Source organism: Trichocoleus sp. FACHB-6, from assembly GCF_014695815.1.
Taxonomy (GTDB): Bacteria; Cyanobacteriota; Cyanobacteriia; order Cyanobacteriales; family FACHB-T130; genus Funiculus; species Funiculus sociatus.
Genome location: NZ_JACJOY010000076.1, coordinates 1 through 23374, shown reverse-complemented (window position 1 = coordinate 23374; position 23374 = coordinate 1). Strand labels below are relative to the sequence as shown.

General features: G+C 45.6%; 20 protein-coding genes and 1 pseudogene. 18 read left to right on the top strand and 3 right to left on the bottom strand.

Annotated elements, in window-relative coordinates; translation table 11 throughout:
• Positions 1-99: 99 nt before the first annotated feature.
• The 14 genes and pseudogenes from H6F66_RS14510 to H6F66_RS14450 all read left to right on the top strand — a co-directional run bounded on the left by H6F66_RS14510 (position 100) and on the right by H6F66_RS14450 (position 16672).
• Complete coding sequence (locus tag H6F66_RS14510) at positions 100-1161, top strand: RRXRR domain-containing protein (protein WP_190422435.1); 1062 nt, start codon at positions 100-102, stop codon at positions 1159-1161.
• A 60-nt stretch (positions 1162-1221) separates the two neighbouring features.
• Positions 1222-2571: a four-carbon acid sugar kinase family protein gene (locus H6F66_RS14505; protein WP_190422432.1), complete on the top strand. Its 1350-nt coding sequence runs from the start codon at positions 1222-1224 to the stop codon at positions 2569-2571.
• Positions 2572-2699: 128 nt separating this feature from the next.
• Positions 2700-3500 carry a septum site-determining protein MinC gene (gene minC / locus H6F66_RS14500; RefSeq protein ID WP_190422430.1) on the top strand — a complete coding sequence of 267 codons (801 nt, stop codon included), beginning with the start codon at positions 2700-2702 and terminating at the stop codon, positions 3498-3500.
• A gap of 269 nt (positions 3501-3769) precedes the next feature.
• The gene (gene minD, locus H6F66_RS14495; protein ID WP_190422429.1) at positions 3770-4576 is read left to right on the top strand and encodes a septum site-determining protein MinD; all 807 of its coding nucleotides are present in this window, start codon (positions 3770-3772) and stop codon (positions 4574-4576) included.
• A gap of 20 nt (positions 4577-4596) precedes the next feature.
• Positions 4597-4872 carry a cell division topological specificity factor MinE gene (gene minE, locus H6F66_RS14490; protein ID WP_190422427.1) on the top strand — a complete coding sequence of 92 codons (276 nt, stop codon included), beginning with the start codon at positions 4597-4599 and terminating at the stop codon, positions 4870-4872.
• Between the two features lie 872 nt (positions 4873-5744).
• On the top strand, positions 5745-7598 hold the full coding sequence (locus H6F66_RS14485; RefSeq protein ID WP_190422425.1) for a PKD domain-containing protein: 1854 nt from the start codon (positions 5745-5747) through the stop codon (positions 7596-7598).
• 1205 nt (positions 7599-8803) lie between these two features.
• Positions 8804-9481 (top strand): hypothetical protein, encoded by a 678-nt coding sequence (locus H6F66_RS14480; protein WP_199313328.1) that lies wholly within the window; start codon positions 8804-8806, stop codon positions 9479-9481.
• A 593-nt stretch (positions 9482-10074) separates the two neighbouring features.
• On the top strand, positions 10075-11523 hold the full coding sequence (atpD, locus tag H6F66_RS14475) for a F0F1 ATP synthase subunit beta (protein ID WP_190422422.1): 1449 nt from the start codon (positions 10075-10077) through the stop codon (positions 11521-11523).
• A 99-nt stretch (positions 11524-11622) separates the two neighbouring features.
• On the top strand, positions 11623-12033 hold the full coding sequence (gene atpC / locus H6F66_RS14470) for an ATP synthase F1 subunit epsilon (RefSeq protein ID WP_190422420.1): 411 nt from the start codon (positions 11623-11625) through the stop codon (positions 12031-12033).
• A gap of 281 nt (positions 12034-12314) precedes the next feature.
• On the top strand, positions 12315-14204 hold the full coding sequence (locus tag H6F66_RS14465) for a hypothetical protein (protein WP_190422418.1): 1890 nt from the start codon (positions 12315-12317) through the stop codon (positions 14202-14204).
• Positions 14167-14338: pseudogene (locus H6F66_RS14460) on the top strand (nucleotidyltransferase family protein); the annotation flags it as partial. The gene H6F66_RS14465 and the pseudogene H6F66_RS14460, both read left to right, overlap by 38 nt.
• A gap of 64 nt (positions 14339-14402) precedes the next feature.
• Positions 14403-15038 (top strand): Uma2 family endonuclease, encoded by a 636-nt coding sequence (locus H6F66_RS14455; RefSeq protein ID WP_190422481.1) that lies wholly within the window; start codon positions 14403-14405, stop codon positions 15036-15038.
• A 35-nt stretch (positions 15039-15073) separates the two neighbouring features.
• Complete coding sequence (locus H6F66_RS28920; protein WP_277873866.1) at positions 15074-15205, top strand: hypothetical protein; 132 nt, start codon at positions 15074-15076, stop codon at positions 15203-15205.
• A 111-nt stretch (positions 15206-15316) separates the two neighbouring features.
• Positions 15317-16672 (top strand): hypothetical protein, encoded by a 1356-nt coding sequence (locus H6F66_RS14450; protein ID WP_190422415.1) that lies wholly within the window; start codon positions 15317-15319, stop codon positions 16670-16672.
• A 325-nt stretch (positions 16673-16997) separates the two neighbouring features.
• On the opposite strand, the gene H6F66_RS14445 is transcribed toward H6F66_RS14450, so the two are convergent.
• On the bottom strand, positions 16998-17780 hold the full coding sequence (locus H6F66_RS14445) for an intradiol ring-cleavage dioxygenase (protein WP_190422413.1): 783 nt from the start codon (positions 17778-17780) through the stop codon (positions 16998-17000).
• A 210-nt stretch (positions 17781-17990) separates the two neighbouring features.
• Positions 17991-18596 (bottom strand): hypothetical protein, encoded by a 606-nt coding sequence (locus H6F66_RS14440; RefSeq protein WP_190422479.1) that lies wholly within the window; start codon positions 18594-18596, stop codon positions 17991-17993.
• A gap of 409 nt (positions 18597-19005) precedes the next feature.
• Here H6F66_RS14440 and H6F66_RS14435 point away from each other — a divergent pair, with 409 nt between their 5' ends.
• From H6F66_RS14435 to H6F66_RS14420, 4 genes are all read left to right on the top strand, one after another.
• Positions 19006-19809, top strand: a complete 804-nt coding sequence (locus H6F66_RS14435; protein WP_190422411.1) for an SDR family NAD(P)-dependent oxidoreductase — start codon at positions 19006-19008, stop codon at positions 19807-19809.
• Between the two features lie 134 nt (positions 19810-19943).
• Positions 19944-20804, top strand: coding sequence for an MBL fold metallo-hydrolase (locus tag H6F66_RS14430; RefSeq protein WP_190422409.1), 861 nt, complete (start codon positions 19944-19946; stop codon positions 20802-20804).
• Positions 20805-20992: 188 nt separating this feature from the next.
• Positions 20993-21211, top strand: coding sequence for a DUF433 domain-containing protein (locus H6F66_RS14425; RefSeq protein WP_190422407.1), 219 nt, complete (start codon positions 20993-20995; stop codon positions 21209-21211).
• 1 nt (position 21212) lies between these two features.
• Entirely contained in the window at positions 21213-21533 is a 321-nt protein-coding gene (locus H6F66_RS14420) for a DUF5615 family PIN-like protein (RefSeq protein WP_190422405.1), read from the top strand.
• Between the two features lie 71 nt (positions 21534-21604).
• On the opposite strand, the gene H6F66_RS14415 is transcribed toward H6F66_RS14420, so the two are convergent.
• On the bottom strand, positions 21605-22780 hold the full coding sequence (locus tag H6F66_RS14415; RefSeq protein WP_199313327.1) for a hypothetical protein: 1176 nt from the start codon (positions 22778-22780) through the stop codon (positions 21605-21607).
• Positions 22781-23374 lie beyond the last annotated feature (594 nt).

Here is a 23374-nt window from a genome sequence, read left to right as displayed (position 1 = left end):
TTCACTCTAAGCCTGATTGGTTCAGGCGTTGGGCAAGCCAAGACATCTTAATCAAGTTGAGCGAAGGGACTTAAACTCACGCACAGGATTATCTCTTAAATGCGTATTCCAGTTGTCTCAGTCAATCATCAGCCACTTATGCCGACAAAACCGAGGCGGGCTAGGAAGTGGATTCGAGAGGGTTTTGCAGTCGCCAAGTTTAACGACTTAGGACAGTTCTATGTCCAATTAGTAGACGAACCATCTGGCTCTGAAACTCAACCGATTGTGATTGGCATTGACCCTGGTAAACTTTATTCGGGCATTGGTGTCCAATCCTCTAAAGTCTCGTTGTTTACAGCTCATTTAATTCTGCCATTCCAAAAGGTAAAAGACCGGATGGAGCAACGCGCCATGATGCGACGGGGGCGACGGAATAGGCGAATCAATCGCCAGGTTGCCTATTCCCAACGTGCTCATCGTCAAAAAAGGTTCAGCAACCGCAAGCAGCGCAAATTACCTCCTAGCATTCGAGCCAATAGACAGCTTGAATTGCGAGTAGTAAAAGAGTTGTGCAAAGTTCTACCTATCACTGGCATCGTTTACGAAATTGTAGAGGCGAAAGGCTCTAAATCCTTCTCTCCGGTGATGGTCGGTCAAAAATGGGCGCTGACTCAACTAGCCGAATTTGCTCCAGTTGAAACTCGTAAAGGTTGGGAAACTTCCCAGCTACGAACACAGCTAGGCTTGCACAAACAGAAGCATCAAAAAGGTGATGCAATTCCCGCAACTCATGCAGTAGACGGAATTGCACTGGCTTGTTCTGCTTTCATTAAGTACGAATCTTTCCACACTGCCAAGGCTTACGGGCATCAATGGACGGGTGAAGTATCGGTAACGGTTGCCTCCTTTAAGGTGATTCGTCGTCCTCCAATTTCGCGTCGCCAACTTCATTTGATGGTTCCAGGTAAAGGTGGGATTCGTCGGAAGTATGGCGGGTCTACAACTCGTCACGGCGTTCGTAAAGGTGATTTAGTCAGCTCCCCGAAAGGGATTGGTTACGTCAGTGGCGACACCGAAAAACAGGTGTCTGTAAGCGTTGCTAACTGGAAACGGTTAGGACAAATATCTTCTAGCAAAGTGCAATTGATTCGTCGTTCAAACGGGTTGATTGTGGCTTGATAGTTCTTGTAAAGCCGTCCTGTGCTTCGCGGTCATGACGGGGTTTCTCCCATTTTTCTGATGACAACCAACCCAAAAATTATTGTCCTAGATGATGACCCCACTGGTTCTCAGACTGTCCACAGCTGCCTGTTGCTGACGCGCTGGGACGTGGAAACCTTGCGATTGGGGTTAGCTGATAAGTCGCCGATTTTCTTTGTGCTGACAAATACTAGGGCGCTGACACCAGAAGAAGCAACGGCTGTTACTAGAGAAGTTTGTCATAACTTGAAGGAAGCGATCGCTTCGCTTCAGTCCGAGGACTCCGCCGTCTGTGACATCCAAGATTTTCTAATTGTCAGTCGTTCCGACTCCACCCTGCGCGGACATTACCCAGTCGAAACGGATATCATTGCTGAAGAAATTGGCCCCTTTGATGCTCATTTTTTGGTTCCAGCTTTCTTCGAGGGGGGACGAATTACCCGCGATAGCATACATTATCTGATTATCGACGGCGTTCCCACACCAGTCCATGAAACAGAGTTTGCCCGCGATTCTGTCTTTGGCTACCATCACTCCTACCTGCCAGATTATGTCCAAGAAAAGACGAAAGGCAGGATTTCAGCTAACACCGTTGAAAGATTTTTATTATCAGATATTCGCGCCGGAAGTTGGCAACGATTGATGAACCTGACGGGTAATCAGTGCGGTGTTGTGGATGGGGAAACCCAAGACGACTTGAACAAGTTTGCCCAGGATATTCTCAAAGCAGCAAGTCAAGGGAAACGTTTCTTATTTCGCAGTGCTGCCAGTATTTTAACCGCCTTAGCTGCCTTACCTCCTCAACCCGTCGCCGCCGAGGATATGGCGCAATATGTGCGGGGTGGCAAACCGGGCGCGGTAATAGTCGGTTCCCACGTCAAAAAGACGACGCAACAGCTGGAAAAGCTATTGCAAGAACCGGGTATATTGGGCATTGAGGTTGAGGTGGCGCGTTTAGTTGATGATTCTATCAATCAGTCGGCAACACTCCTCAACGAAACTCTTACCAAAGTTCAAGCGGCGCATAATTCAGGTAAAACACCAGTAGTTTACACTAGCCGCCAGGAACTCAGCTTCAAGGATGTGCAGACAAGGTTGCAGTTTGGGGCAGATGTTTCCGCCTTGTTGATGGATATCGTGCGCGGTTTACCGACAGATATCGGCTTTCTGATTAGCAAAGGTGGCATTACTTCCAATGATGTCTTGAGTACGGGTTTGGCGCTGACTTCGGCGCGGTTACTCGGCCAAATTTTGGCTGGATGTTCAATGGTGCGGACTCCAGAGAGTCATCCTCAGTTTCCTAATTTGCCAGTGGTGCTGTTTCCTGGCAATGTAGGAGATGCCGATGCGTTAGCCACGGTTTATCGACGTTTGACTAAGAATCTTTAGAAAATCGTCAGCCCAGATAGATGCTTCCGGCGTTTCTAGGATAAGCGACAGCAGTATTTCTACAGCAGAAGCCGCTTGCCTCTATTATGGATAATTAGTCAATTCCGCCCAGGTCAGACTTTTCGCCCATGACTTCTGATTCCTCCGTTCCTATAGCTGTTTCAGTTGTTCCCGATAATCCGAGGGAGGTGAATTGCCACGAGCAAGTTCGCATCAAAAATGAGGATGGGGGGATAATGTTAATTTTGCCCCCAGAAGCGGAGACACCTGCTACTAGCAGCTGGTCTGATCTTTGGCAACAGCTAAAGCAGCGCCTGAATGGAGGCGATCGCTTCTGGCAACCAAATACAGCGGTGCATTTGGTAGCGAAAGATCGCTTGTTGGATGCACGCCAGCTGCAAGCGATCGCTGATGCTCTTTCTGAAGACCAGCTAAAACTTAAGCGCGTTTACACTTCACGCCGTCAAACTGCTGTCGCTGCTGCTACTGCTGGGTACTCGGTGGAACAGTCGCCCCCTGTTTCCTCCTTCAATGAAAAGCCTTCGGGGCCAGCACCTTTATTAACAGAACCTTTGTATCTGCAAACTACGGTGCGTTCTGGCATGGAAATTCGTCATCCCGGCACCGTCGTTATCCTGGGAGAAGTAAATCCGGGCGGTAGCGTTATAGCGGCAGGCGATATTTTAGTATGGGGACGCTTGCGGGGAATTGCTCATGCTGGTGCTGAGGGGAATCCTCAATGTCTGATTATGGCGCTACAGATGGAACCTACTCAGCTGCGAATAGGCGATTATTTAGCCAGATCGCCGGAAACGCCACCCGCTCAATTTTACCCGGAGGTTGCTTATGTAACGCCGGAAGGAATTCGCATCGCTAAAGCTGCTGATTTTCCCAAAACCCAATTTTTATCACTGGGGGCTAGGGGATAAACAGGCAAAACTTAAAAGGCAAAAAAATAATGGCTAGTTCCCAGTCTCTGAGGGGGAACTAGCCACATTCTCTCCCTCTGCCGCTCTCCCACTCTCACCAAGTTTTGCGCTAGTTTTCGGTTAAGGAGTTATTATTTTTGAGTGATAACTATATATCACAACTACAAAACTCAATAGCTAAGCCATTAACATAATTTAAAAGGCAAAAACAAAGCCGCAATAAACCGCGCCTAGAACAAAATCAGAAGTCAAAAAACAAATCTTTCAACATGAGTCGCATTATTGTAATTTCCTCCGGCAAAGGAGGGGTAGGAAAAACCACTGTAACGGCAAATTTGGGCATGGCTCTAGCTCGATTGGGGCGACAAGTTGCCTTGGTGGATGCCGATTTCGGTCTGAGAAATTTGGATCTGTTGCTGGGGTTGGAAAATCGGATTGTCTACACTGCTGTTGAAGTTCTGGCTGGTGAGTGTCGGCTGGATCAAGCTTTGGTGAAAGATAAGCGCCAACCGGGACTGGTGCTACTACCAGCTGCCCAAAATCGAACTAAGGATTCAGTTACTCCAGACCAGATGAAGAAGTTGGTCAATGAGTTAGCCGCAAAGTACGATTATGTTTTGATTGACTCTCCGGCGGGTATTGAGATGGGCTTCCAGAATGCGATCGCAGCCGCCCAAGAAGCCTTGATCGTCACTACGCCAGAAATTGCCGCCGTGCGCGACGCTGACCGTGTTGTTGGCTTACTGGAAGCACACACTATCCAAAGCACCCGCCTGATTGTCAACCGCATTCGACCCGCGATGGTGCAAGCCAATGACATGATGTCAGTGGAAGACGTACAAGAAATTCTCTCGATTCCTCTAATTGGCGTTGTCCCTGACGACGAGCGGGTAATTGTCTCCACCAACCGAGGCGAACCCCTGGTATTGGCTGAAAATCTCTCCCGACCAGGAATGGCGTTTTACAATATTGCACGCCGCCTGGAAGGTGAGCCAATCGAGTTTATTGATTTGGATGCTGCTAAGGAAAACGTCTTTTCTCGCATCCGAAAATTATTGTGGTCTAAGATTATCTAACCTTCACTTCTGCCAGTTCGATGATCAATGAACTTTTAGAACGACTTTTTCCTCGCATGGGTGCTGACAACAGCCGTGCGGAAGTCAAGCGCCGTCTGCAATTGGTAATCGCTCACGATCGCGCTGACTTAACGCCAGAGATGGTTGAGTCAATGCGGAAAGAAATTATGGAGGTCGTCTCTCGCTACGTTGAAATTGAGGCAGACGGATTGGAATTTTCTTTAGAAAGTAATCAACGGGCGACGGCGTTAATTGCTAATTTACCCATCCGGCGCGTTAAGGCTGAGTCTGAGTAGCAATCATTTATCTGCCATTTTAGGAAGTAGTGGCGTTGTTGCGATCGCGTCGTTTATGGCGTAGATACCCGTAAGGTATCCATACATCCCGCACTTCACGCCAGCCTTTACTGAAGCTTCACATCATCTCAGTACAATCACTTAGGGGTAGGATGCTTACAAATCATGTAAGCTCAGCTATCTGGCTGATTTATTGCAAGTTTTAACCTGAGTTTTACCAAGTTAAATATATTTTTTTTATAAAGATTACCGAGAACTACTGGTTTTTTCCAGATAAGGTATGCAACACTTTTCTCAGTTGCGATCTCTATCGTAGATAAAGATCATAAATAAAAAAAGCTGCATTATAGCAGCCCTATTTCATTTGTATGTAAGACAGGCAAAAGAGCCTTTTGTGGGGGAGACGCCTGCGCTACAAACAACAAATAGGATAACTTTGCAGCTTATATAGAGACTGCATTTCTGGCGTTGAGTACATCGCTCACGCCAGTAAATAAAGTTGGAAGTCAGAAGATTTTCAACATTTATAAAAGGTAAGACATTAAAAGTAAAAAAACAAAAATTTTTGCTTTTTATTAGAGCCTAACAGCTCTAATTTTCGCATATAAAAATTACGTTGAGTATCTAAAAAATATAACGAAATTTATAAATTTTCCGGAACTTCAATATTTATTATTACGTCTAGAAAAGGGTGTTCACTCTTTCCGAGGCTTTAGCTGGCTAAAAAATTTATTAGAATATTACTAATAATAAGCCTTGGCTCAGCCTGTTGTACTAAGCTTTTTTAGAAAAAAAGGAGGTAGATTTTTATTTATAAAATCAGCCGCATCTTAACCATTTCAAAAATCTACCATTGAGGAGCAACCGGGTTTATGAATATCTCTTTGAGGAATCTAGCAACTGCTATTGTTGGGGCAAGTTTTATTGTCATAGGAACCACAGCCACACCCTCCCAGGCAACAACTCTCACTGGCTATAAAACTACCGGAAATATGATGAGTGGGATGCAAGTTAAGGTTGGCTTCCTTGATGGAAGCTACGAAATTGCAACCTGGGGTGCCACAGGCTCTAATTCAGGAGGAGCGTTTGGTACTGGCTGGTCACTCACCCAACGTGGCGATACATACGGTTATAGTTCCGATAATAACGCCTACGGCTGGACGTTTTCTTACTCTGGTGGCAACTCGCTTAACTCTCTACTGATTGATGCTATTTCTGGAAATGCTGTTTTCGATCAGATCAGAAGTAGAGATAGCGAATATACGCCGAACTCAGCAGATGGTTGGAACTTCGAGGTGTTATCTGGAAAAAGGCCCGATAACCACGCTTACTCTGTACCGATTGATATTTCGCGGGGAGACTTGTTTGGCCGTCTCGCAATGGTATGGAACAGCGGATTTAACGGGACAATGACATTTATCGCCGATACAGATAGCGGCACCACAAACGATCCGGTTAAGCCGCGAGAGCCAGCACCACCTATCACGCCACCGCCACCGCCACCCGTCATCCCACCACCACCGCCACCCGTCATCGCGCCACCACCGCCACCACCACCAAACGTCGCACCGATAGTGAGTTTGGACAATTACACGATCAATGAGGGTCAATCGGTATCGCCAATTGTATATGGCAGTGATGCGAATAACGATCCGCTTACTTTCTGGCTGAACGGCAATGTTATTGGCAGTGCGGTAAATACTGCCGGAAGCAGTTCTGTGACTGTGCCTTTAGGAACTTATGCTGATGAAGGAACCCATGCTTTAACGGCGCAAGTACAGGATGATAAAGGTGAAACAAGTGTTGTCACGAGGACATTAACTGTTTTAAATGTCGCTCCTACCATCAATAGACTCACCCGAAATATCACGATCAAAGAAGGCGATCGCTTCAATTTTGCTGCCAGAGCCAGCGATCCGGGTATCAATGATATTCTCACCTACAATTGGGACTTGGATAATAACGGTCAGTATGATAACCGCACTGGCATTAGGGGCAGACATTCCTTTGCGGATGAGGGTTCCAATCCCATCAAGCTGCAAGTTTCCGATGGCGATGGTGGGTATGATTACGGTTCTTTTAACGTGACGGTGGAGAACGTTGCTCCCACAATTACCCGCCTCACCCAAAATTTAACTGTTAAACAAGGCGAATCCTTCGATTTTGCCGCTACTGCTACCGATCCGGGAATCTACGATATTCTCCGATATCGCTGGGATTTGGATGGTGACGGTAGGTATGATGACTACAGGGGTCAAAGTGGAAAATACGCCTATACAGATGTAGGTGTCAATTCCGTGGGGTTGCGAGTCGCCGATGGCGATGGCGGTTTTGATTTCGGTTCTTTTAACGTCACAGTTGAGAACGTTGCGCCGACAATTACCAGCATCACCAAGGCTATTAGTGTTTTAGAAGGTGAGTTGTTTGATTTTGGTGCTACCGCAACTGATCCGGGTATCAACGATCTTCTCAGCTTTGCTTGGGACTTGGATGATGATGGCGAGTATGATGATTTCTTTGGTACCGATGGGCAGTGGTCTTTTAACAATGACGGTGTTTATAACGTTAAGTTAAAAGTCTCTGATGGTAATAACGGTTTTACTTACAGTTCTTTTGACGTGGCAGTTGAACACGTTCCGGAACCTTCTTCGGCGTTCGGTTTACTCGCGTTTGGTGCTGTGGGTGCTGGTATAGCCTATAAGCGTAAACACCAGCGAAAAATTTAGCGTAACCGTTACTTAGGGGTGCAACGCCTGCTTGTATATATACCCGCAGGTGTTGCCTCAATGTTTTACAAACTAAGTCTACCCGTGCAGCTCTGGCTTTGTAAGCCAGAGCTGCACGGGTATTTTTCCAAAAGTGGGAAAGTTGAGCGCGATCGCTTTCATCCTTCCTGCAACCCTACAGAAAGCTTAAGCCGGAGAAAATGTATTTTAAAATACACTCCTTTAAAATATGGTTCAAATTATGGTATTGAATCCGCCCCTAGAAAAAGGGTGAATTTTTCTTTCAAAAAAAATAGAACCTTCACTTCCTATGCCTGGTTTTCTTACCAGTTTATAATTGCTTTATTTCTCATTTCGCCATAGCTTGACAATTGCAAACAAAAGCAACAATTAATACAAAAATAACATCAACTCTGTCTTATATCGCCGCCAGAAAAATTATTTTAATCTCAGCAGGTTTTAGCCAAAATAAAATCCCCAAGGGATATTTCAACAGCACATTTTGCCGGAAAAATAGCTGAAAAGTATAGCTGGATACCTGTAGAAATAACATTTTATTACAATCAGGCTTTACTAAATTTTTATATAAATTTAATGTAATCAATCGCTTCTGAGGAACCTTGCAAGCTATATGCAACAAGTGATATAGCTACTTAATCCTCTATCGGTATCCGAAAATACCGTAGTTAAATATGTTTTTTTAATAAAGATTACGTATAAATACTAGCCATAGCCATTAAATATATGCCAAACTTTCCCTAGCTATGTTCTAACCAAACTTAGCAAATAAGAATTCCAGTCCATATATGAAATAAGTAGCTTTTAGAGAAACAAAGGTTGCGATCGCACGTCAGAAAAATTACTGAATCAACATTAAGTTTGAGGGATACATAATTTTTGTCAGTAAGATTCCTGAAGGCTTCTATTAACGACTGAGGCAATATCTTTTCATCATCTGTGCAGGTACTTGCTCAAAGCAATTAATAGGAAATGATCTTAAGTCATTTTTGCTGGTGATTGATTCTTACTAATGAAGCAAATTTCTGGTGACTCTACTATTACAACTAGCAAGCCACTAGGAGTACACAAACGCTAAAGCTTTCGGAATCGCTAGATCAACAGTGCAAATTAACGCACTTATCAAGACGTTTCCTGTGAATATGCACATTTGTAGAAAAATGAGTCCTATGAAAACCTCAGCTTTTATGAAAAAGCTATCTATGATTACTGCTGGCGTAACATTTATAACCCTTGGATCTTTAGCTAATGCGCCCCCTGTTAAGGCAGCAATTATTGCAGTAGACGATTCTGGGTCGTGGGCAACAGGGACGGACACCTTAGCCAATCTAGGTTTCAATATGGTGACGGTGCCAGATAGCCCGGAAGCGGAGTTATCGTCGGTTTCGACCCTTTCTTCACCGTTTGGCAACTTAACTTTCAGCCCTACGGTAGAAAAACGATATATTGGTTCCAGCTGGACAACGTGGAGTCATGGCCACATGGGCGAGGTGTACTATAGCGGCGCTAATGTTGTGACCACGAAGATTAAATTGCCCTTCGGTATATCTGCGTTTGATTTGTATGTAGAGCCAGATATGTTTAGTACATACAAAATTACAGTAACGGTTATTGATAGTAGTTTGGCAACCCTGACGCAAGAAATAAATGGTTTTGGAGGTGCCAAGTATTTCGGATTCTACGCCACTAATGGAGGTGTGCTTTCCTCCGTCACAATCACTGACCGAACGGGCGGTGCTGCTAATGGTTTTGCTATGGCTGAGTTCCGTTTGGCAGCCCGTGAAATTCCTGAAACCTCCTCTGTGTTGGGTATATTAACATTTTGTGCTTTAGGTGTCCGGTCGCGGCTGTTGAGCCAACAGTGACACAAAGCCAAGGAAAATAGTCTCAATTCTATGTAAAAAAAATAGGGGTAACGCTTCATATCAGGCAAGGCGAAGCACCTACAGCATGACATAGAACATAAGTTTTGTTTATCAGTTACAATTTTTCATATCAGGGTTGATGGGGATGCCTACGCCTCGCACAGTCAGAAGGGTCACGCCTTATTGCGGGAAAAGGGTAAGATGATTGACTTGAGGACTCTGGGTGGCGACTACAGTTTTGCCAGTAATATCAACGAAAACATTGCTGTTTGGTGGTGCTTTAGGTGCAACTTCAGTGCTAAAGCGAAAACGCCAACTCCAAAGCTGATCGTTAACAGCTTAAACTGACTTCAACAATTAAGGCGATCGCGTCTGTGCTTTCCTTGTGGTTGGCACGGCAGTTTATTGTGTAATCAGCTTATTTCAGTCCTTCCGGTTGAGTAAGGGGAAATCATCAACAGCGATCGCATCCTCATAGGGATCATCTCTAGCTGTGCGATCGCTGTGGCATGGTAATCTGGAAAATGGCATTGCTAAATGTTAAGACCGTTTTCCTGTATCTATATAGATAGCTTCACAACATAGGCACAAGCATGGTAGCCACCACAGACAAGACAAACGTAGGGCGTATTACCCAAATCATCGGTCCCGTTATCGATGCGGAATTTGCCACTGGCAAAATGCCGCAAATTTACAATGCTTTGAAGGTTGAAGGCAAAAACGAAGCCGGACAAGACGTGTCCGTAACCTGCGAAGTGCAGCAGCTTTTGGGCGACAACCAAGTGCGTGCCGTTGCTATGAGTTCCACCGATGGACTTGTGCGCGGTATGGACGTGGTAGACACAGGCGCTCCTATCAGCGTTCCCGTTGGCCCCGCCACTTTGGGTCGGATTTTCAACGTGTTGGGCGAACCTGTAGACAACAAAGGGCCAGTTAATGCCCAGGAAACCTTCCCCATCCACCGTGCAGCACCCAAGCTGACTGACCTGGAAACCAAGCCATCAGTGTTTGAAACCGGGATTAAAGTTATCGACCTGCTGACACCCTATCGACGCGGCGGCAAAATCGGTTTATTCGGCGGTGCTGGTGTCGGCAAAACCGTAATCATGATGGAGCTGATCAACAACATTGCTACCAACCACGGTGGTGTGTCTGTGTTCGGCGGTGTGGGCGAACGCACCCGCGAGGGAAATGACCTTTACAATGAAATGATCGAGTCTGGGGTTATTAATAAAGATAATCTCAATGAATCGAAAATCGCCCTTGTATACGGTCAGATGAACGAGCCACCCGGCGCGAGAATGCGCGTAGGCTTGGCAGCACTGTCAATGGCTGAGTATTTCCGCGATGTCAGTAAGCAAGACGTATTGCTGTTTATTGATAACATCTTCCGGTTTGTGCAAGCAGGTTCGGAAGTGTCGGCGCTACTAGGACGGATGCCTTCTGCTGTGGGATATCAGCCGACTCTGGCAACCGACATGGGAGACTTGCAAGAGCGAATCACCTCAACCACTGAAGGTTCGATTACCTCTGTTCAAGCGGTATACGTGCCAGCGGACGACTTAACCGACCCCGCGCCAGCAACCACCTTTGCTCACTTGGACGGAACAACTGTGTTGTCTCGCGGCTTGGCTGCTAAGGGAATTTATCCGGCTGTAGATCCGCTGGGTTCTACTTCCACCATGTTGCAGCCTGCTATTGTTGGTGAAGATCACTACGGGATTGCTCGTGAAGTGCAAGCGACTCTCCAGCGCTATAAGGAACTGCAAGACATCATCGCCATTTTGGGTTTAGATGAATTGTCTGAAGATGACCGCTTGACTGTGGCTCGGGCGCGGAAAATTGAGCGTTTCTTGTCTCAGCCGTTCTTCGTGGCAGAAGTCTTTACCGGATCTCCTGGTAAGTATGTAAAGCTGGGAGAAACAATCGACGGCTTTAAGAGGATTCTCTCAGGAGAGTTGGATTCTTTGCCAGAGCAGGCTTTCTACATGGTCGGCACAATTGACGAAGCGATGGCTAAAGCCGAAAAAATCAAAGGCTAATTGAAGGATTGCTCATCGCTAAGGTCAGGATGGCTAGTTTTGACAATTAGGCATTAGCGATGAGCTAACTGACAACTGACAACTGACAAGTAACAAACTATGGCTTTAACTATTCGTGTAGTTTCTCCCGACAAAACTGTTTGGGATTCCAGTGCTGAAGAGGTGATTCTGCCTAGCACAACTGGTCAACTAGGTATCCTCACTGGCCACGCACCTTTACTGACGGCGTTGGATATCGGTGTGATGCGCGTTCGTCCAGGGAAAGATTGGGTAGCGATCGCTCTGATGGGTGGCTTCGCCGAAGTGGATAATGATGAAGTCACTATTCTGGTTAATGGTGCCGAACGGGGCGATAAAATTGACCGGGAACAAGCCCGTGCTGCTTACTCCGAAGCCGAAGCCAGAATTAATAAAGCTGAGAGTGGCGGCTCCCGTCAGGAGCAAATTCAGGCAACTCAAGCCCTTAAACGCGCCCGCGCTCGGTTTCAAGCTGCTGGTGGCATGGTTTAAGTTAAAAGTCTTCGCCAAACCTTTCTATTTCTAAAACTCCTTCTGTCCATGCACAGCAGGAGTTTTTTGTTTCGGTATTTCCGACAAGATGGTGGAGGTAATGCGTCACTAAACTGGAACTATATTATCTGCGATCGCATTTCTCAATCTCCCTAACTGGTGGTTGGCAACTGGTCTGGCGCGAAATACGATTTGGCTGTTGTTAAGATGTGACTAACTTGATTGAAGATTGTGCAAGTTAACAACAACTTACATTTATAGTTTTAGCAGAGGTTTACAGGGTGAAACTCAAACTTTTGTTGGCTGTGCTGCTGTTGACTATCACTCATCCAGGCAGCGCCGTGATTGGACAAGATGCGGAGCCGGAACAGGTTCTAGCTGAAAGCGCAGTGATTGGACAAAAAAATGCGGAGCCGGAGCTGGTTCTAGCTGAAACAGAATTATTAGCTTCCCTTGCAGGAGGCTACACTACCATTAAGCAGCCTGACCGAGCTATTCAGCTTCTAGAAGAAACGTTGTCTTTCAATCAAACCCTGGCAAACCCCTGCCACAAGCTCGAAATTTTAACCAATGTTGCGGGTCACTACGCCTTCATGGGGCAAGAAGCCAAAAGTTCTGCACTTTTTGCTCAAGCTCAAAAAATTCTTGAGACAACTAAATACTGCGAACCAAAACCGACTGGATCTGCTCGTAACGATCCACAGAATTGGGTACTTGTAGCGGCGGGAAGGCACGCTAGAGATGGTCGCCATGACATAGCCCTTAGAATCGCAACGAGTTTTGGAGACAACTATCTTGAAGATATGCTGCAAGGGCTGCTATATACATACACTGACAGTGGCTCAAGACAACCTGATCGAGCGGCTGAAATACAGCTAAAGTTAGCTGATTACTACAACAGGACAGGGCAATCTGACAAAGCTGTTCAAATATGGCTTTTCCTAGTTAACTACTATAACGAGACAGGTCAGCCTGACCGAGCATCCGAACTTCAGAGTTTAGCTTCAAAGGCTGAGCGAACCTTCAATAGTAGCTCCGCAAGCACCCAATCTCGACAAAATCAAGCACAAATAGAGCTTTCTCGGTGTTTTGCCCAAAAAGAAACCAACATTCTTTTGTCAATAAGAACAATTGTAGAAACTCTAGATCCAGAGCAGCTAAGGCAAATTCTCAATATTTGCCAGGAAGTAGAACCAGCTGAACAAGCGACAGAAGTTTCTGCACTAACTCTCAAAGCTCTTGAACAAATAGTTCTAGCTACACAAAAGATTGCAAATCCTATTTCTCGCTCGCGTACATTGACCGCAGTTGCCAATCTGTATGCAAATGTGGAGAAGGATGCAGAAGCAGTCAAGCTTTTGAATAAATCACTATTGACTCTACAAGCAGGTGCAGCAAATTTACCATCAGATGCTCGTTATGAGGCGAGTCGTGCGCTTGAAGAAATTATTGCTGGGTACTTAAGAATTGGACAAATCGCTCAGGCACTCGAAGTGGCTCAACTGGTTCAAACTGGCAAACTGAATCTTGCCGCTTCCGACTTTTCTCAAGTTCCAGTAGACTCCAAGTTTGCCTACCAAAGTTTGATGCCACCTATTGTCGCCTTCTATGCACAAACTGGGCAATTTGAACAGGCACTCCAGCTTGCTAATACCCTTGGTAGAGGTCATCGAGACGAGGCGTTGCGTCGCATTGTCGAGCAATATGCATCAAAAGGGCAGTACGCCCAAGCGCTTAAGACGGCTCAGATGATTAAGAGCCTGGAAGTTCAAAATAAAGCTAGCGTCATTTACAGCATCATCGAACAGGCTATTGAGGCAAGAGAACTAGACTGGGCGGTGGAAGCAACTCAGACAATTGAATGGACAAAGCAGGCAACTCAAGCCATTGGTGAGACAATTGATGGAGCGACAAATGAGAGTCTTAACTATCGCAATAAACTGCTCTTGGCGATCGCTCGTGAGTATGCACAGTTAAGGCAGTTCGACCGTGCGATTCAAGCTGTTAATATGATGAACTCGAATGAAATTGGTAACTATAGAAGGGTGCAGGCCCTAAGTGCGATCGCTCGTGAATACGCTCAAGCTGAGCAGACTGAGGAAGCTCTAAAGTTACTAGAGCAAGCCGTAGAAATTGCTCGCTCTATTTCGTCTCCAAAAGCTTCTGGCTGATTCACCCGTTGGAGCTGTATTATTTGCGATCGCGCTCTTGAATCTTCCCGGCTGGTGGTTAGCGGGTGGTGCAGTGCGAAATACGGTAGAAGCGATCGCTATTTAGCAATGACTGTCAGTTAGTCATTAATGATAATTATGGGTGAATGGCGAGTTACGGTTGAAGAAACCGCCCCAGCAATCGATGGAGGAACACCAGTGACCGTTACCATTCCCATTCGTGCCATTGAACTCACTCCCGGTAGCACGATTAGCATTCATAACTTGTCTTGGCAGGACTTTGAACAGATTCTTACGGAACTGGGAGAAAAGCGCAGCACCCGCATTGCATACTACCGAGGAACGCTGGAAATCATGTCCCCTCTAGCACTGCACGAACGCCCCCATCGCATTATTGCTTACATCCTCACAACAATCTTAGATGCTCAAGGGCGGGACTGGGAAGATTTTGGCTCAACTACTCTAAAGCAACCAGAAATTGCCGGAGTCGAACCCGATACCTGCTTTTACATCCAGAATGTCAGTCGTGTCCGGGGTTGCACCAATATGGATTTAGCAGTTTACCCACCCCCGGATCTCGCCATTGAGTCTGATGTCACTTCAAAGACTACCTTGAACGCCTACGAAGCGCTGCGCGTTCCGGAAGTGTGGATCTATCGGAGCCGCCAACTCAAGATTTACATTCTACAAAATGGTGACTACGCCGAATCATCCATCAGTTCTATCTTTCCCGATTTGCCGATTACCGAAATGATTCCCCAACTGGTGCAAAAAGCCATTGATGATGGAACCAGTCGGATGCTGCGCGAACTGAAAATACAACTGAGTCAATAACTGGAAAGATTGGAACAAAACTAGACAAGCAAAACATGAATGGTGCAACTCGCCTCCAGAAGATTTTGGTTGATTCGCCGATTGGTGTTGTGTTACCGGCAATCTCGCTTATCAATCTCCCCAACTGGTGGTTAGCAGGTGGTGCAGTACGAAATACGGTTTGGTGATCGCTATTTGGCAATGAGTGCCAGTTAGTCATCAAACGGTTCGGATTACGGCTTGTTATACTACATTTATAGTACAATTTTATCTTTAGGCGATTAGCATGAGGCAAATGTATGAATGAGTACACTTTTTTTGCCAAACTAAGACCCGATCACGATTTCTATAGCTCTGGTTATAAATTTTATCTTCCGCTGCCTCCATTCACTTCAGGTATGAATGAGTACATTTTTTTTGCCAAACTAAGACCCGCTCATGATTTCTATAGCTCTGGCTATAAATTTTATCTTCCGCTAGTTACATTCAATCCAAGGATAATTTTTCATAACTCATTTATCAGCTTTAAAGTTGCTCTTTCTCAGTACAAGTCTGATTTAATAATTAAAGTTACAGACGTAAACGAAAACTTGACTAAGGAATATGGCTTTTTACAAACACTAAGGAATGTTGTTAAGCAGGCTGTCGCTCTTATCGTAAATACCTTAAACTACATTTACAAGAGCGGTTTTGACATAGAAATTGTTCGTGTACAACTTCCTGATGGACAGTATATAGAAATTAGTAGTTTTTTAGAAACCGCTGAACAAAGCCAAAGTAAACGCCCATTCGCAGAGCTTGGCACAGAAAAACAGATTGAGAAAATTCTCCATCTATTATTCAATCCTTTATCTACTGACGAATCAGCTAGTGAACACGTTTTTAATTCAAAGCCTGATGCTACAGCAGTAGCCATACATCATTTTGCCGGAGCTTTAACTGATTTTAGAGAAGCCATTATAAGGCAGGACTATACTCCTTTATACTGTTATCGAGCGCTCGAAAATATCAGGCGAGCTATAGTAGAAAAAACAGGAAGTAGTAATAAAAATATAGATCAAGAATGGAAAATTTTAAGAAAAAAACTTGTTATAGATGAGTGTTCATTAATTGTGGTAACTAGATTAGCTGAACAAAACCGTCATGCAGGAGTCTGTCCTATTTCTGGGCAAAGCTATAATACGTTAATCGAGTTTATAGCTCAAGTTTTGGACAGATATGTTTTGTATTTAAATAGCGGCTGTAAAGATTTAGAGGAATCTAAATTTAAATCTTTGATACTGGAAACCCCTATATCCGATTTTTTTGAATTGCAAAAAGTAAAGGAGGAAATTAAAAAATACTCGGAACGATATCCTGATGAATCTCAACTGTTTGAGTCTGTAGAGCCACGAAATGATATTCAAAAGTTTATCGATTGTATTAACTTAATGCTAGACTTTAAACGCCGAGAGAATGAAAAACGCCAGCATGAACAAAGCTCAAGAGAGCAAGAATCAAAGCAGAAGGTAAAAAGGCTTGAAAAAGAGCTGAAGCAGGTTTGTAACAAGCGAGATGGGGCTATTGCTTTACTTAAGAAGCTCAAACAGGAGCCAAGCAGTGCTACCCAAGTAGAAGAAATTGAGAGAGTCATCGCACTGTTAGCAGAAGAGTAGGGAGTAGCCCGGTTGTTTATCACCCATGTTTCTCAAAGCTAGAAGCCGTGTAGAAGTAAATCTTTTGCCCCACAAAATAGGATTGCACCTTTCAGAGTAATCTGAGAAGGAGTTTTCTTGAATTGAAAATTCCAGTATTGAAATTCCTTCGGAATCAGGCAGAGTAGACAACCTCTTATTTAGACGAAGAAATCAGGGTAGGACGAGGTGCAACAGCAATCTGTTTGTATTTCGTCTTGAGTGAGTTAGGCGTTTTGGGCGATCGCGTTCTATCAACAACAGCGATTATGGAGAATGCGATCGCTGTTGAGTAATATGCAATACTTCAAGTCATCTGAAGCCCAATATCGAATGTACCCACGTAGCCTTGTGCATCTTGGGTTAGCTGAAGCATCAGTTCTTCACCACCATCTTGAAAAATGCCATCTCCATCGTTTCTCTGGGTACGCTGTCCTTTAGTCCCATAGGGAGACTGCGCGTAAATTTGATCCGTGAGAGCATCGTCGAAGTAAAGCTGCGATGTAAACTCAGAACCACGCCCAGACGCAGAATCGGTGCGAATCTTGAAGTGAATGTGAGCCGTTCTACCTGGATACCAGCCAGGGTAAATCGTCACAAACTCCGCAGTCCCATTTGCATTCGTCACCTGATAGCCGCGCAGGAACTTTTGCCCTTGCGTATCCCCGTTAAAGTCTCGAACATCCGAATACACGCCCAGCGCGTCGCAATGCCAAATGTCTACAGTTGCACCCCTCAAAGGCGTACAGGATCTACCATTAATCCCAGAGACACGAAACACCAAACGCAACGGGACTCCCTGCTTTACCGCACCGTTGGAAGGATCTGAGCGGATATCAGAACGGTTAAGCTTCTCATCCACAAAATATGGCCCTTCCGTTTGCTGGGGTTTGACTACGCAGGTAGGAGTTTGCGCGATCGCTTTCCGAGTCGGTGTCTGAGTTAACCTACCTATCGGCTTTGCCGAGGTAGACTGTCCGCGCCAGCATCCTATAAGCGATACTGCCGCTGTTCCCCCTAGAAAGCCAAGCACCTCTCGTCGCTTCAGCATGGAGACAACTGAGATTCTTTTCACACAGTCTTTTTTCATTTCATCTGCTCCAAATAGAATTATCGCAATTTACTGGGCGATTGAAACCGCGTCTATACGAGACAAAACCCGCGTAGGCGGGTTTCAAAACCTTTGATTTGTCTTAAGTCCGCGCAGGCGGACTTGGTTTGTTTAGCCGCGATTTCTAATCGCCAGGGCTTATTGAAAATTTGGTCGTATCCACGAAAGGGTGGCTAAATTGATTCAAGCTTATTGCTGAGGAGGACGATTTTCCTGTCGTTGATTGCCATCTTGAGGAGGACGGGGCGGAATTCCCAGCGCATTTACCAGTTGCTCTTCCGTAACGCCGAGTTTTGCCGCCGCTGCCTTAAAGTCGGGTCGGGGTGGGCGCTGTCCCGGTGCAGGCGGCGTAGTCGGGGGATTCGCTGGAACCCCCAGTGCTGCCTTCAAATTGGCTTCTGATACGCCCAGCTTCTGCGCTGCTGCTGCAAAATTTGGACGTGGGCAACGCGGCGGAACTCCCAACGCATCAACCAGTTGTTGTTCGGTAATGCCGAGTTTTGCCGCCGCAGCCTTAAAGTCGGGACGAGGCGGGCGTTGTCCCGGTGTAGCCTGTGGGTTAGCGGGTACTCCTAGTGCTTCTTTCAACTTGGCTTCGGAAATACCCAATTTCTGAGCCGCTGCTGCAAAATCTGGCCCTCGATGTCTGCGTCCCTCTTGTCCCTGCTGAGGCTGGGATGGGTTTTGTGCCAGTCGGTTAGACGATTGAGCAGTTGCCTGATTCACAGCCACACACCCAAACGTCCCAATTACAACAGGAATCGCGATCGCTGCTAACAGTCGGCGGGTATTCATCACAAGCTTTCTCCTTCGGTTGAATCTCAAAACGTGTCTATAGATTCAATTAAGCTCAACCAAAATTACAGCTTGCCCTTCCTCTAAATTACAGTTTTGTAATTCGAGCTAGTGAAGGCGAGATCCCCGACTTCTCTAAGAAGTCGGGGATCTAAACCGCAGGCGAAGCTCTGCGAACGCGCTAGCGCTATCGCGCAAACTCCAGAAAAGTAACCTCAAACACACAACAGCCATACTTCCTTGGAAAGACGCGATCGCACAGATGTCTTCCTAGTATTAGTAAGAGTTGCGATCCCGTTCGGGCAGCGCTTCGCTATCGCACAGTTTGCACAAACTGTCTCATATCGAGACAGAAGCACAATCCACAGCTTTCCTAGCGTGGAGCAGTTCTATAGGAGTTTGGATGGTTATGAACAGTTCGCCGAACCGACCTCTGGCTGTCGTGACGGGTGCCTCCAAGGGCATCGGTTACGAGCTTGCCAAACAGTTCGCTCAAAACGGTTTTGATCTCCTCCTCACAGGCACCGGATCGAGTATCAATGAAGCCGCTCAAACCTTTGAGGGACCGGGTGCCAAGGTCGAGACGGTGCAAGCTGATCTGGCTACTTATGACGGTGTTGAGACACTCTACAACCAGATTAAGGCGACTGGCAGATCGGTAGATGCGATCGCAATCAACGCCGGAGTCGGTGTCGGCGGTGACTTTGCCCGCGAGACTGACCTGAAAGACGAGCTGAATCTCATCAACCTGAACGTCGTTTCATCTGTGCATCTCGCCAAACGGGTAGTGAAAGATATGGTCGAGCGCGGCAAGGGTCGAATCCTCTTCACTTCGTCAATTGCTGCCATCATGCCCGGCCCGTTTGAAGCAGTCTACGCGGCTTCCAAAGCGTTTGTACACTCCTTCTCCGAGGGGCTACGCAACGAGTTAAAGGATACAGGTGTCACCGTCACTTCGCTCATGCCTGGGCCAACCAATACCAACTTCTTCCATGACGCGGGAATGGACGACACCACGGTGGGTGAAAAACAGAAGGATGACCCGGCTGAAGTCGCCAAACAGGGTTTCGATGCTCTGATGGCAGGCAAGGATCATATCATCGCCGGTTCGCTCCTGACGAAGATTCAGGGAAATGTAAGCAAGGTTTTGCCTGATACCGTCAAGGCTGAACTGCATGGCCTACTGACTAAGCCTGAGTCGGCTAACAAGTAACGCACGCAACGCTTTTGTGATCTATGTAAAGGCGTTTTGGCGGACATTCTCTACCGACCGGAGCAAATGCAAGCATCGAGCGAGGTGCAAACATCAGTATCCGTAGACAAAAAGTAGTTTTAAGCAGAACACTTATGCACATTCATCATCTCAATTGTGGCTGTATGTGTCCGGTCGGTGGGGCGCTCTTCGATGGCTTTAGTCGCGGTCTAACGGCTCGCCTCGTCTGTCACTGTCTGCTTGTAGAGACAAACCAGGGACTTGTTTTGATCGATACTGGCTTCGGTCTGCGGGATGTCAACTCGCCTTACGCGCGACTCAGCCCGTTCTTTATTCATTTCAATGGTATCCAGTTCGATCGCAAGTACACAGCGATCGCTCAGGTCGAGCAACTAGGATTTTCCGCACGGGACGTGCGCCATATCGTGCTTACTCACCTCGATTTCGATCATGCTGGTGGGCTGGAGGATTTCCCTGAAGCAACCGTACACGTAATGCAGACTGAAATTGACGCAGCGCAGGATCGGCACGGCTTCATTACCAGCCAGCGCTATCGTCCAGACCAGTGGGACGAGGTTAAACGCTGGAAGTTCTATTCGCCAGGGGGAGAACCTTGGTTCGGCTTCCAGGCTGTCCGCGATCTTGAGGGACTACCGCCAGAGATTCTCCTAGTTCCGCTTGCTGGTCACACTCGCGGTCATGCTGGCGTTGCTATCCAGACATCAGAGGGTTGGCTGCTGAATGCAGGCGATGCCTACTTTTACCGAGACGAGATGGACTCCGCCGAACCACGTTGCACGCCGGGAATGCGGTTCTACCAATGGATGATGGAGGTGGATCGCGAGGCGAGACTCCACAATCAAGATCGGCTACGTGCATTATCGCGCGATCGCAATAATGACGTGCGCCTCTTCTGTAGCCACGATGCTATGGAGTTCAAAGCGTTCGCCGACCAGTCCAGCGACACTCAGAACTTGAAATTTCATCATTCATGAAGTTCTCGGTCGGTCAGATTGATTCAGGAGTCAGAGGTAGAGCGATCGCGCCGAACAACAGAGGACGATGCTCAGTTAGTCCCCGATTTGATGTTTGAGGTCAACTCCAGAACTGACTCCTTTCTAGAGGGTTCTGTCCCATGAGAATTGATAAACTATTGAGTACGGAACCCGGAGGTCAAAGACTTATGCTTAAAGACTCCCTAATTATTAGCTCATCCCCTGAGATTATGGGCGGCACCCCAGTTTTTGCTGGTACTAGAGTTCCTGTGCAGACGCTTTTGGATTATCTCAAAGCCGGAGAATCCATTGACGATTTTTTAGATGGGTTTCCTACTGTAACCAGAGAGCAGGTCATCGCCTTACTGGAAGAGGCGGAAAAACAGCTTTTTGGCATAGTAGCGTAGCATGAAGCTCCTGTTTGATGAGTGTATTGATCGCAGATTTACTAGAGAATTTGTTGGCTACGAAGTAAAAACCGTTCCACAAATGGGATGGGCAGGAGTAAAGAATGGTCAACTTCTTGCCCTTGCAGAAGCAGAGTTTGATGTTTTCATCACAGTTGATCGCAACTTGTCGTTTCAACAGAATCTGCCACAGTTCAATATCGCGGTCATTGTTTTGCAAGCACCATCCAATCGTTTGGCAGATTTGAAGCCTTTAGCACCAGAGGTTTTAGCTATTTTACCTACAGCAACTAAAGGACAAGCTACGGTAGTCAGTGTGTAAAAATAGAGGTAGGCAATGTTCACGCTACTAGCTGCTCCATCACATTGTTAGGTTGCGTTTTTAGGCAGTATCTATACTCCTGTTCCAAGGTACTCAACTTTCCAAGATATTTGACGACCTGAACGACCTGAACGAACAAAACGGAACCCTTCGTAGTCAAAGCTAACGGGATTTTTGGTGATGAACGAACTAGATACACCAAGTAATTGAGCAATTTGGCTAGTTGACAACTCTGAACCCTCAGATGCTGCCTTCTTCAAAGGTTCTAGGTGTTCTGGGGGAAGATTTACCTCTGGTAAGGCGGTTTGGAACTGTTTGGCTGGTGTAGGTAGAGGTTCGGTAGGAGTACTAGATGAAGCCGTAATTCTTGAAAAGGATTGAGTAAAGGATGAAGCGATTCCAAGACTGGAGACAATCAAGTAAGCGATGAAATTTTGGGTGGAGAAGACAACTACCCCATATTGTACAATTGGAAGCTGGCGATTATTGTTGAAACGTCGGTCAGGGCCACCATCACGCCGCACATATTTCCATGTTTTTCCAATTACAGTAGCATCGCTGGGAAGTGAATCTTGTTCCACATATTCCATATCTTGCAAAGATGCTTGGATTTCACTGTAAGGAATTGCACTATAAACACCATCTTGAAACACAAAAAAACGGTCAGGAAGTAAATATAACTTGATACTTCCAGCATCAACACCCCAAACATCAACATTAGTTTTGATGAGGTTCGGATTTTGTTTGCCAATCTTTGAGCGATGACGGATAAGAGATGCGTTGGAACCAGCATTTCGTTTCCAATCACTGACAGCAACCTTTGACTTCAGTCGCCATGAGGTTTTAGTCATAGCTAGATTGGAAAAAGACATAATACTTTCATGAAATTTTTTCTCTGAGTATTCATCAGAGAATTCATAAAAAAGAGGTGTCGTTTTACGTGCAACATCCGCTCTATAAACAATTAAACTTGCAATCGCCAGAATAATAGACAGTGGATAGAAAATAAACAAGAAGATTAATGAAGCAATTCCACAATAGAGAGAATAGTAAGGACTCTTCACTCTCCTATTAATTTGATCAATAATTTCTGCCGCTGATCTGTCTACGATCACCTCCTCATACTCTTCTAAAGCTTCCTGTGTAGTGCCATGAATTCTTTCATTAGCTTGGTACGTTTTCTGCTGATACCTAGCACCTTGTCTACCGACTTTAATTAAGGTATCTGGAACTACTTGTTTTTTCATGGATGAAGGCATTGTAAAATCTTTTACTCGTTTACTGCTTGTTGTGGACAGGAGTTGATTTGTTCAAGAAATTAAAGTAATGCTGACTTCCCAAAATAATCCCTGATGACAATATAAGTGTTAATCCAGAAATAATTATTAAAGATTTTTTAAAGTTCCAGCTTATATTTTTGTTATTAGTTATTCCATGTTTATAATTACTATATGTCAATATTTTATAAAGACGACTGGAGAAAAGATTAAATTCATCCTGGGAAGTGACTCGATAAACTCGATTAGATTCTAATATCGTTGAATTCTTGACAGCTTCGATTAATTTAGGATCGGGGGAACTTGGTCGAAAACCTTCCCACTGATATTCATAACTCTCATAAAATAATTTAAATTCGATAATTCTAAAAATTCGAGCTTCGTCGTTGTCAGCAACTACAAGATACTCGACTTCATTTATGCGCCCCTTCTTAAATAAACGATTTATGTAAGAGGATGTTTTAAAAGTCGGTTAGATAGCAAAAAAGCTCACTCAGTGTAAGCTGCGAATATGTAGTACACAGCACTGAGAGAGCGTTATGAGTAAAGCTTACCCCAGTAATT

Bases quoted from the DNA above. Each gene is read 5' to 3' on its own strand.
- H6F66_RS14415 (WP_199313327.1), bottom strand. From the start codon at position 22,780: ATGAAAAAACAAGTAGTTCCAGATACCTTAATTAAAGTCGGTAGACAA.
- H6F66_RS28920 (WP_277873866.1), top strand. From the start codon at position 15,074: ATGAATGGTGCAACTCGCCTCCAGAAGATTTTGGTTGATTCGCCGATT.
- H6F66_RS14505 (WP_190422432.1), top strand. From the start codon at position 1,222: ATGACAACCAACCCAAAAATTATTGTCCTAGATGATGACCCCACTGGT.
- H6F66_RS14485 (WP_190422425.1), top strand. From the start codon at position 5,745: ATGAATATCTCTTTGAGGAATCTAGCAACTGCTATTGTTGGGGCAAGT.
- H6F66_RS14435 (WP_190422411.1), top strand. From the start codon at position 19,006: ATGAACAGTTCGCCGAACCGACCTCTGGCTGTCGTGACGGGTGCCTCC.
- H6F66_RS14420 (WP_190422405.1), top strand. From the start codon at position 21,213: ATGAAGCTCCTGTTTGATGAGTGTATTGATCGCAGATTTACTAGAGAA.
- atpD (WP_190422422.1), top strand. From the start codon at position 10,075: ATGGTAGCCACCACAGACAAGACAAACGTAGGGCGTATTACCCAAATC.
- minD (WP_190422429.1), top strand. From the start codon at position 3,770: ATGAGTCGCATTATTGTAATTTCCTCCGGCAAAGGAGGGGTAGGAAAA.
- H6F66_RS14450 (WP_190422415.1), top strand. From the start codon at position 15,317: ATGAATGAGTACACTTTTTTTGCCAAACTAAGACCCGATCACGATTTC.
- atpC (WP_190422420.1), top strand. From the start codon at position 11,623: ATGGCTTTAACTATTCGTGTAGTTTCTCCCGACAAAACTGTTTGGGAT.
- H6F66_RS14510 (WP_190422435.1), top strand. From the start codon at position 100: ATGCGTATTCCAGTTGTCTCAGTCAATCATCAGCCACTTATGCCGACA.
- minE (WP_190422427.1), top strand. From the start codon at position 4,597: ATGATCAATGAACTTTTAGAACGACTTTTTCCTCGCATGGGTGCTGAC.
- H6F66_RS14445 (WP_190422413.1), bottom strand. From the start codon at position 17,780: ATGAAAAAAGACTGTGTGAAAAGAATCTCAGTTGTCTCCATGCTGAAG.
- H6F66_RS14480 (WP_199313328.1), top strand. From the start codon at position 8,804: ATGAAAAAGCTATCTATGATTACTGCTGGCGTAACATTTATAACCCTT.
- H6F66_RS14425 (WP_190422407.1), top strand. From the start codon at position 20,993: ATGCTTAAAGACTCCCTAATTATTAGCTCATCCCCTGAGATTATGGGC.
- H6F66_RS14440 (WP_190422479.1), bottom strand. From the start codon at position 18,596: ATGAATACCCGCCGACTGTTAGCAGCGATCGCGATTCCTGTTGTAATT.
- minC (WP_190422430.1), top strand. From the start codon at position 2,700: ATGACTTCTGATTCCTCCGTTCCTATAGCTGTTTCAGTTGTTCCCGAT.
- H6F66_RS14430 (WP_190422409.1), top strand. From the start codon at position 19,944: ATGCACATTCATCATCTCAATTGTGGCTGTATGTGTCCGGTCGGTGGG.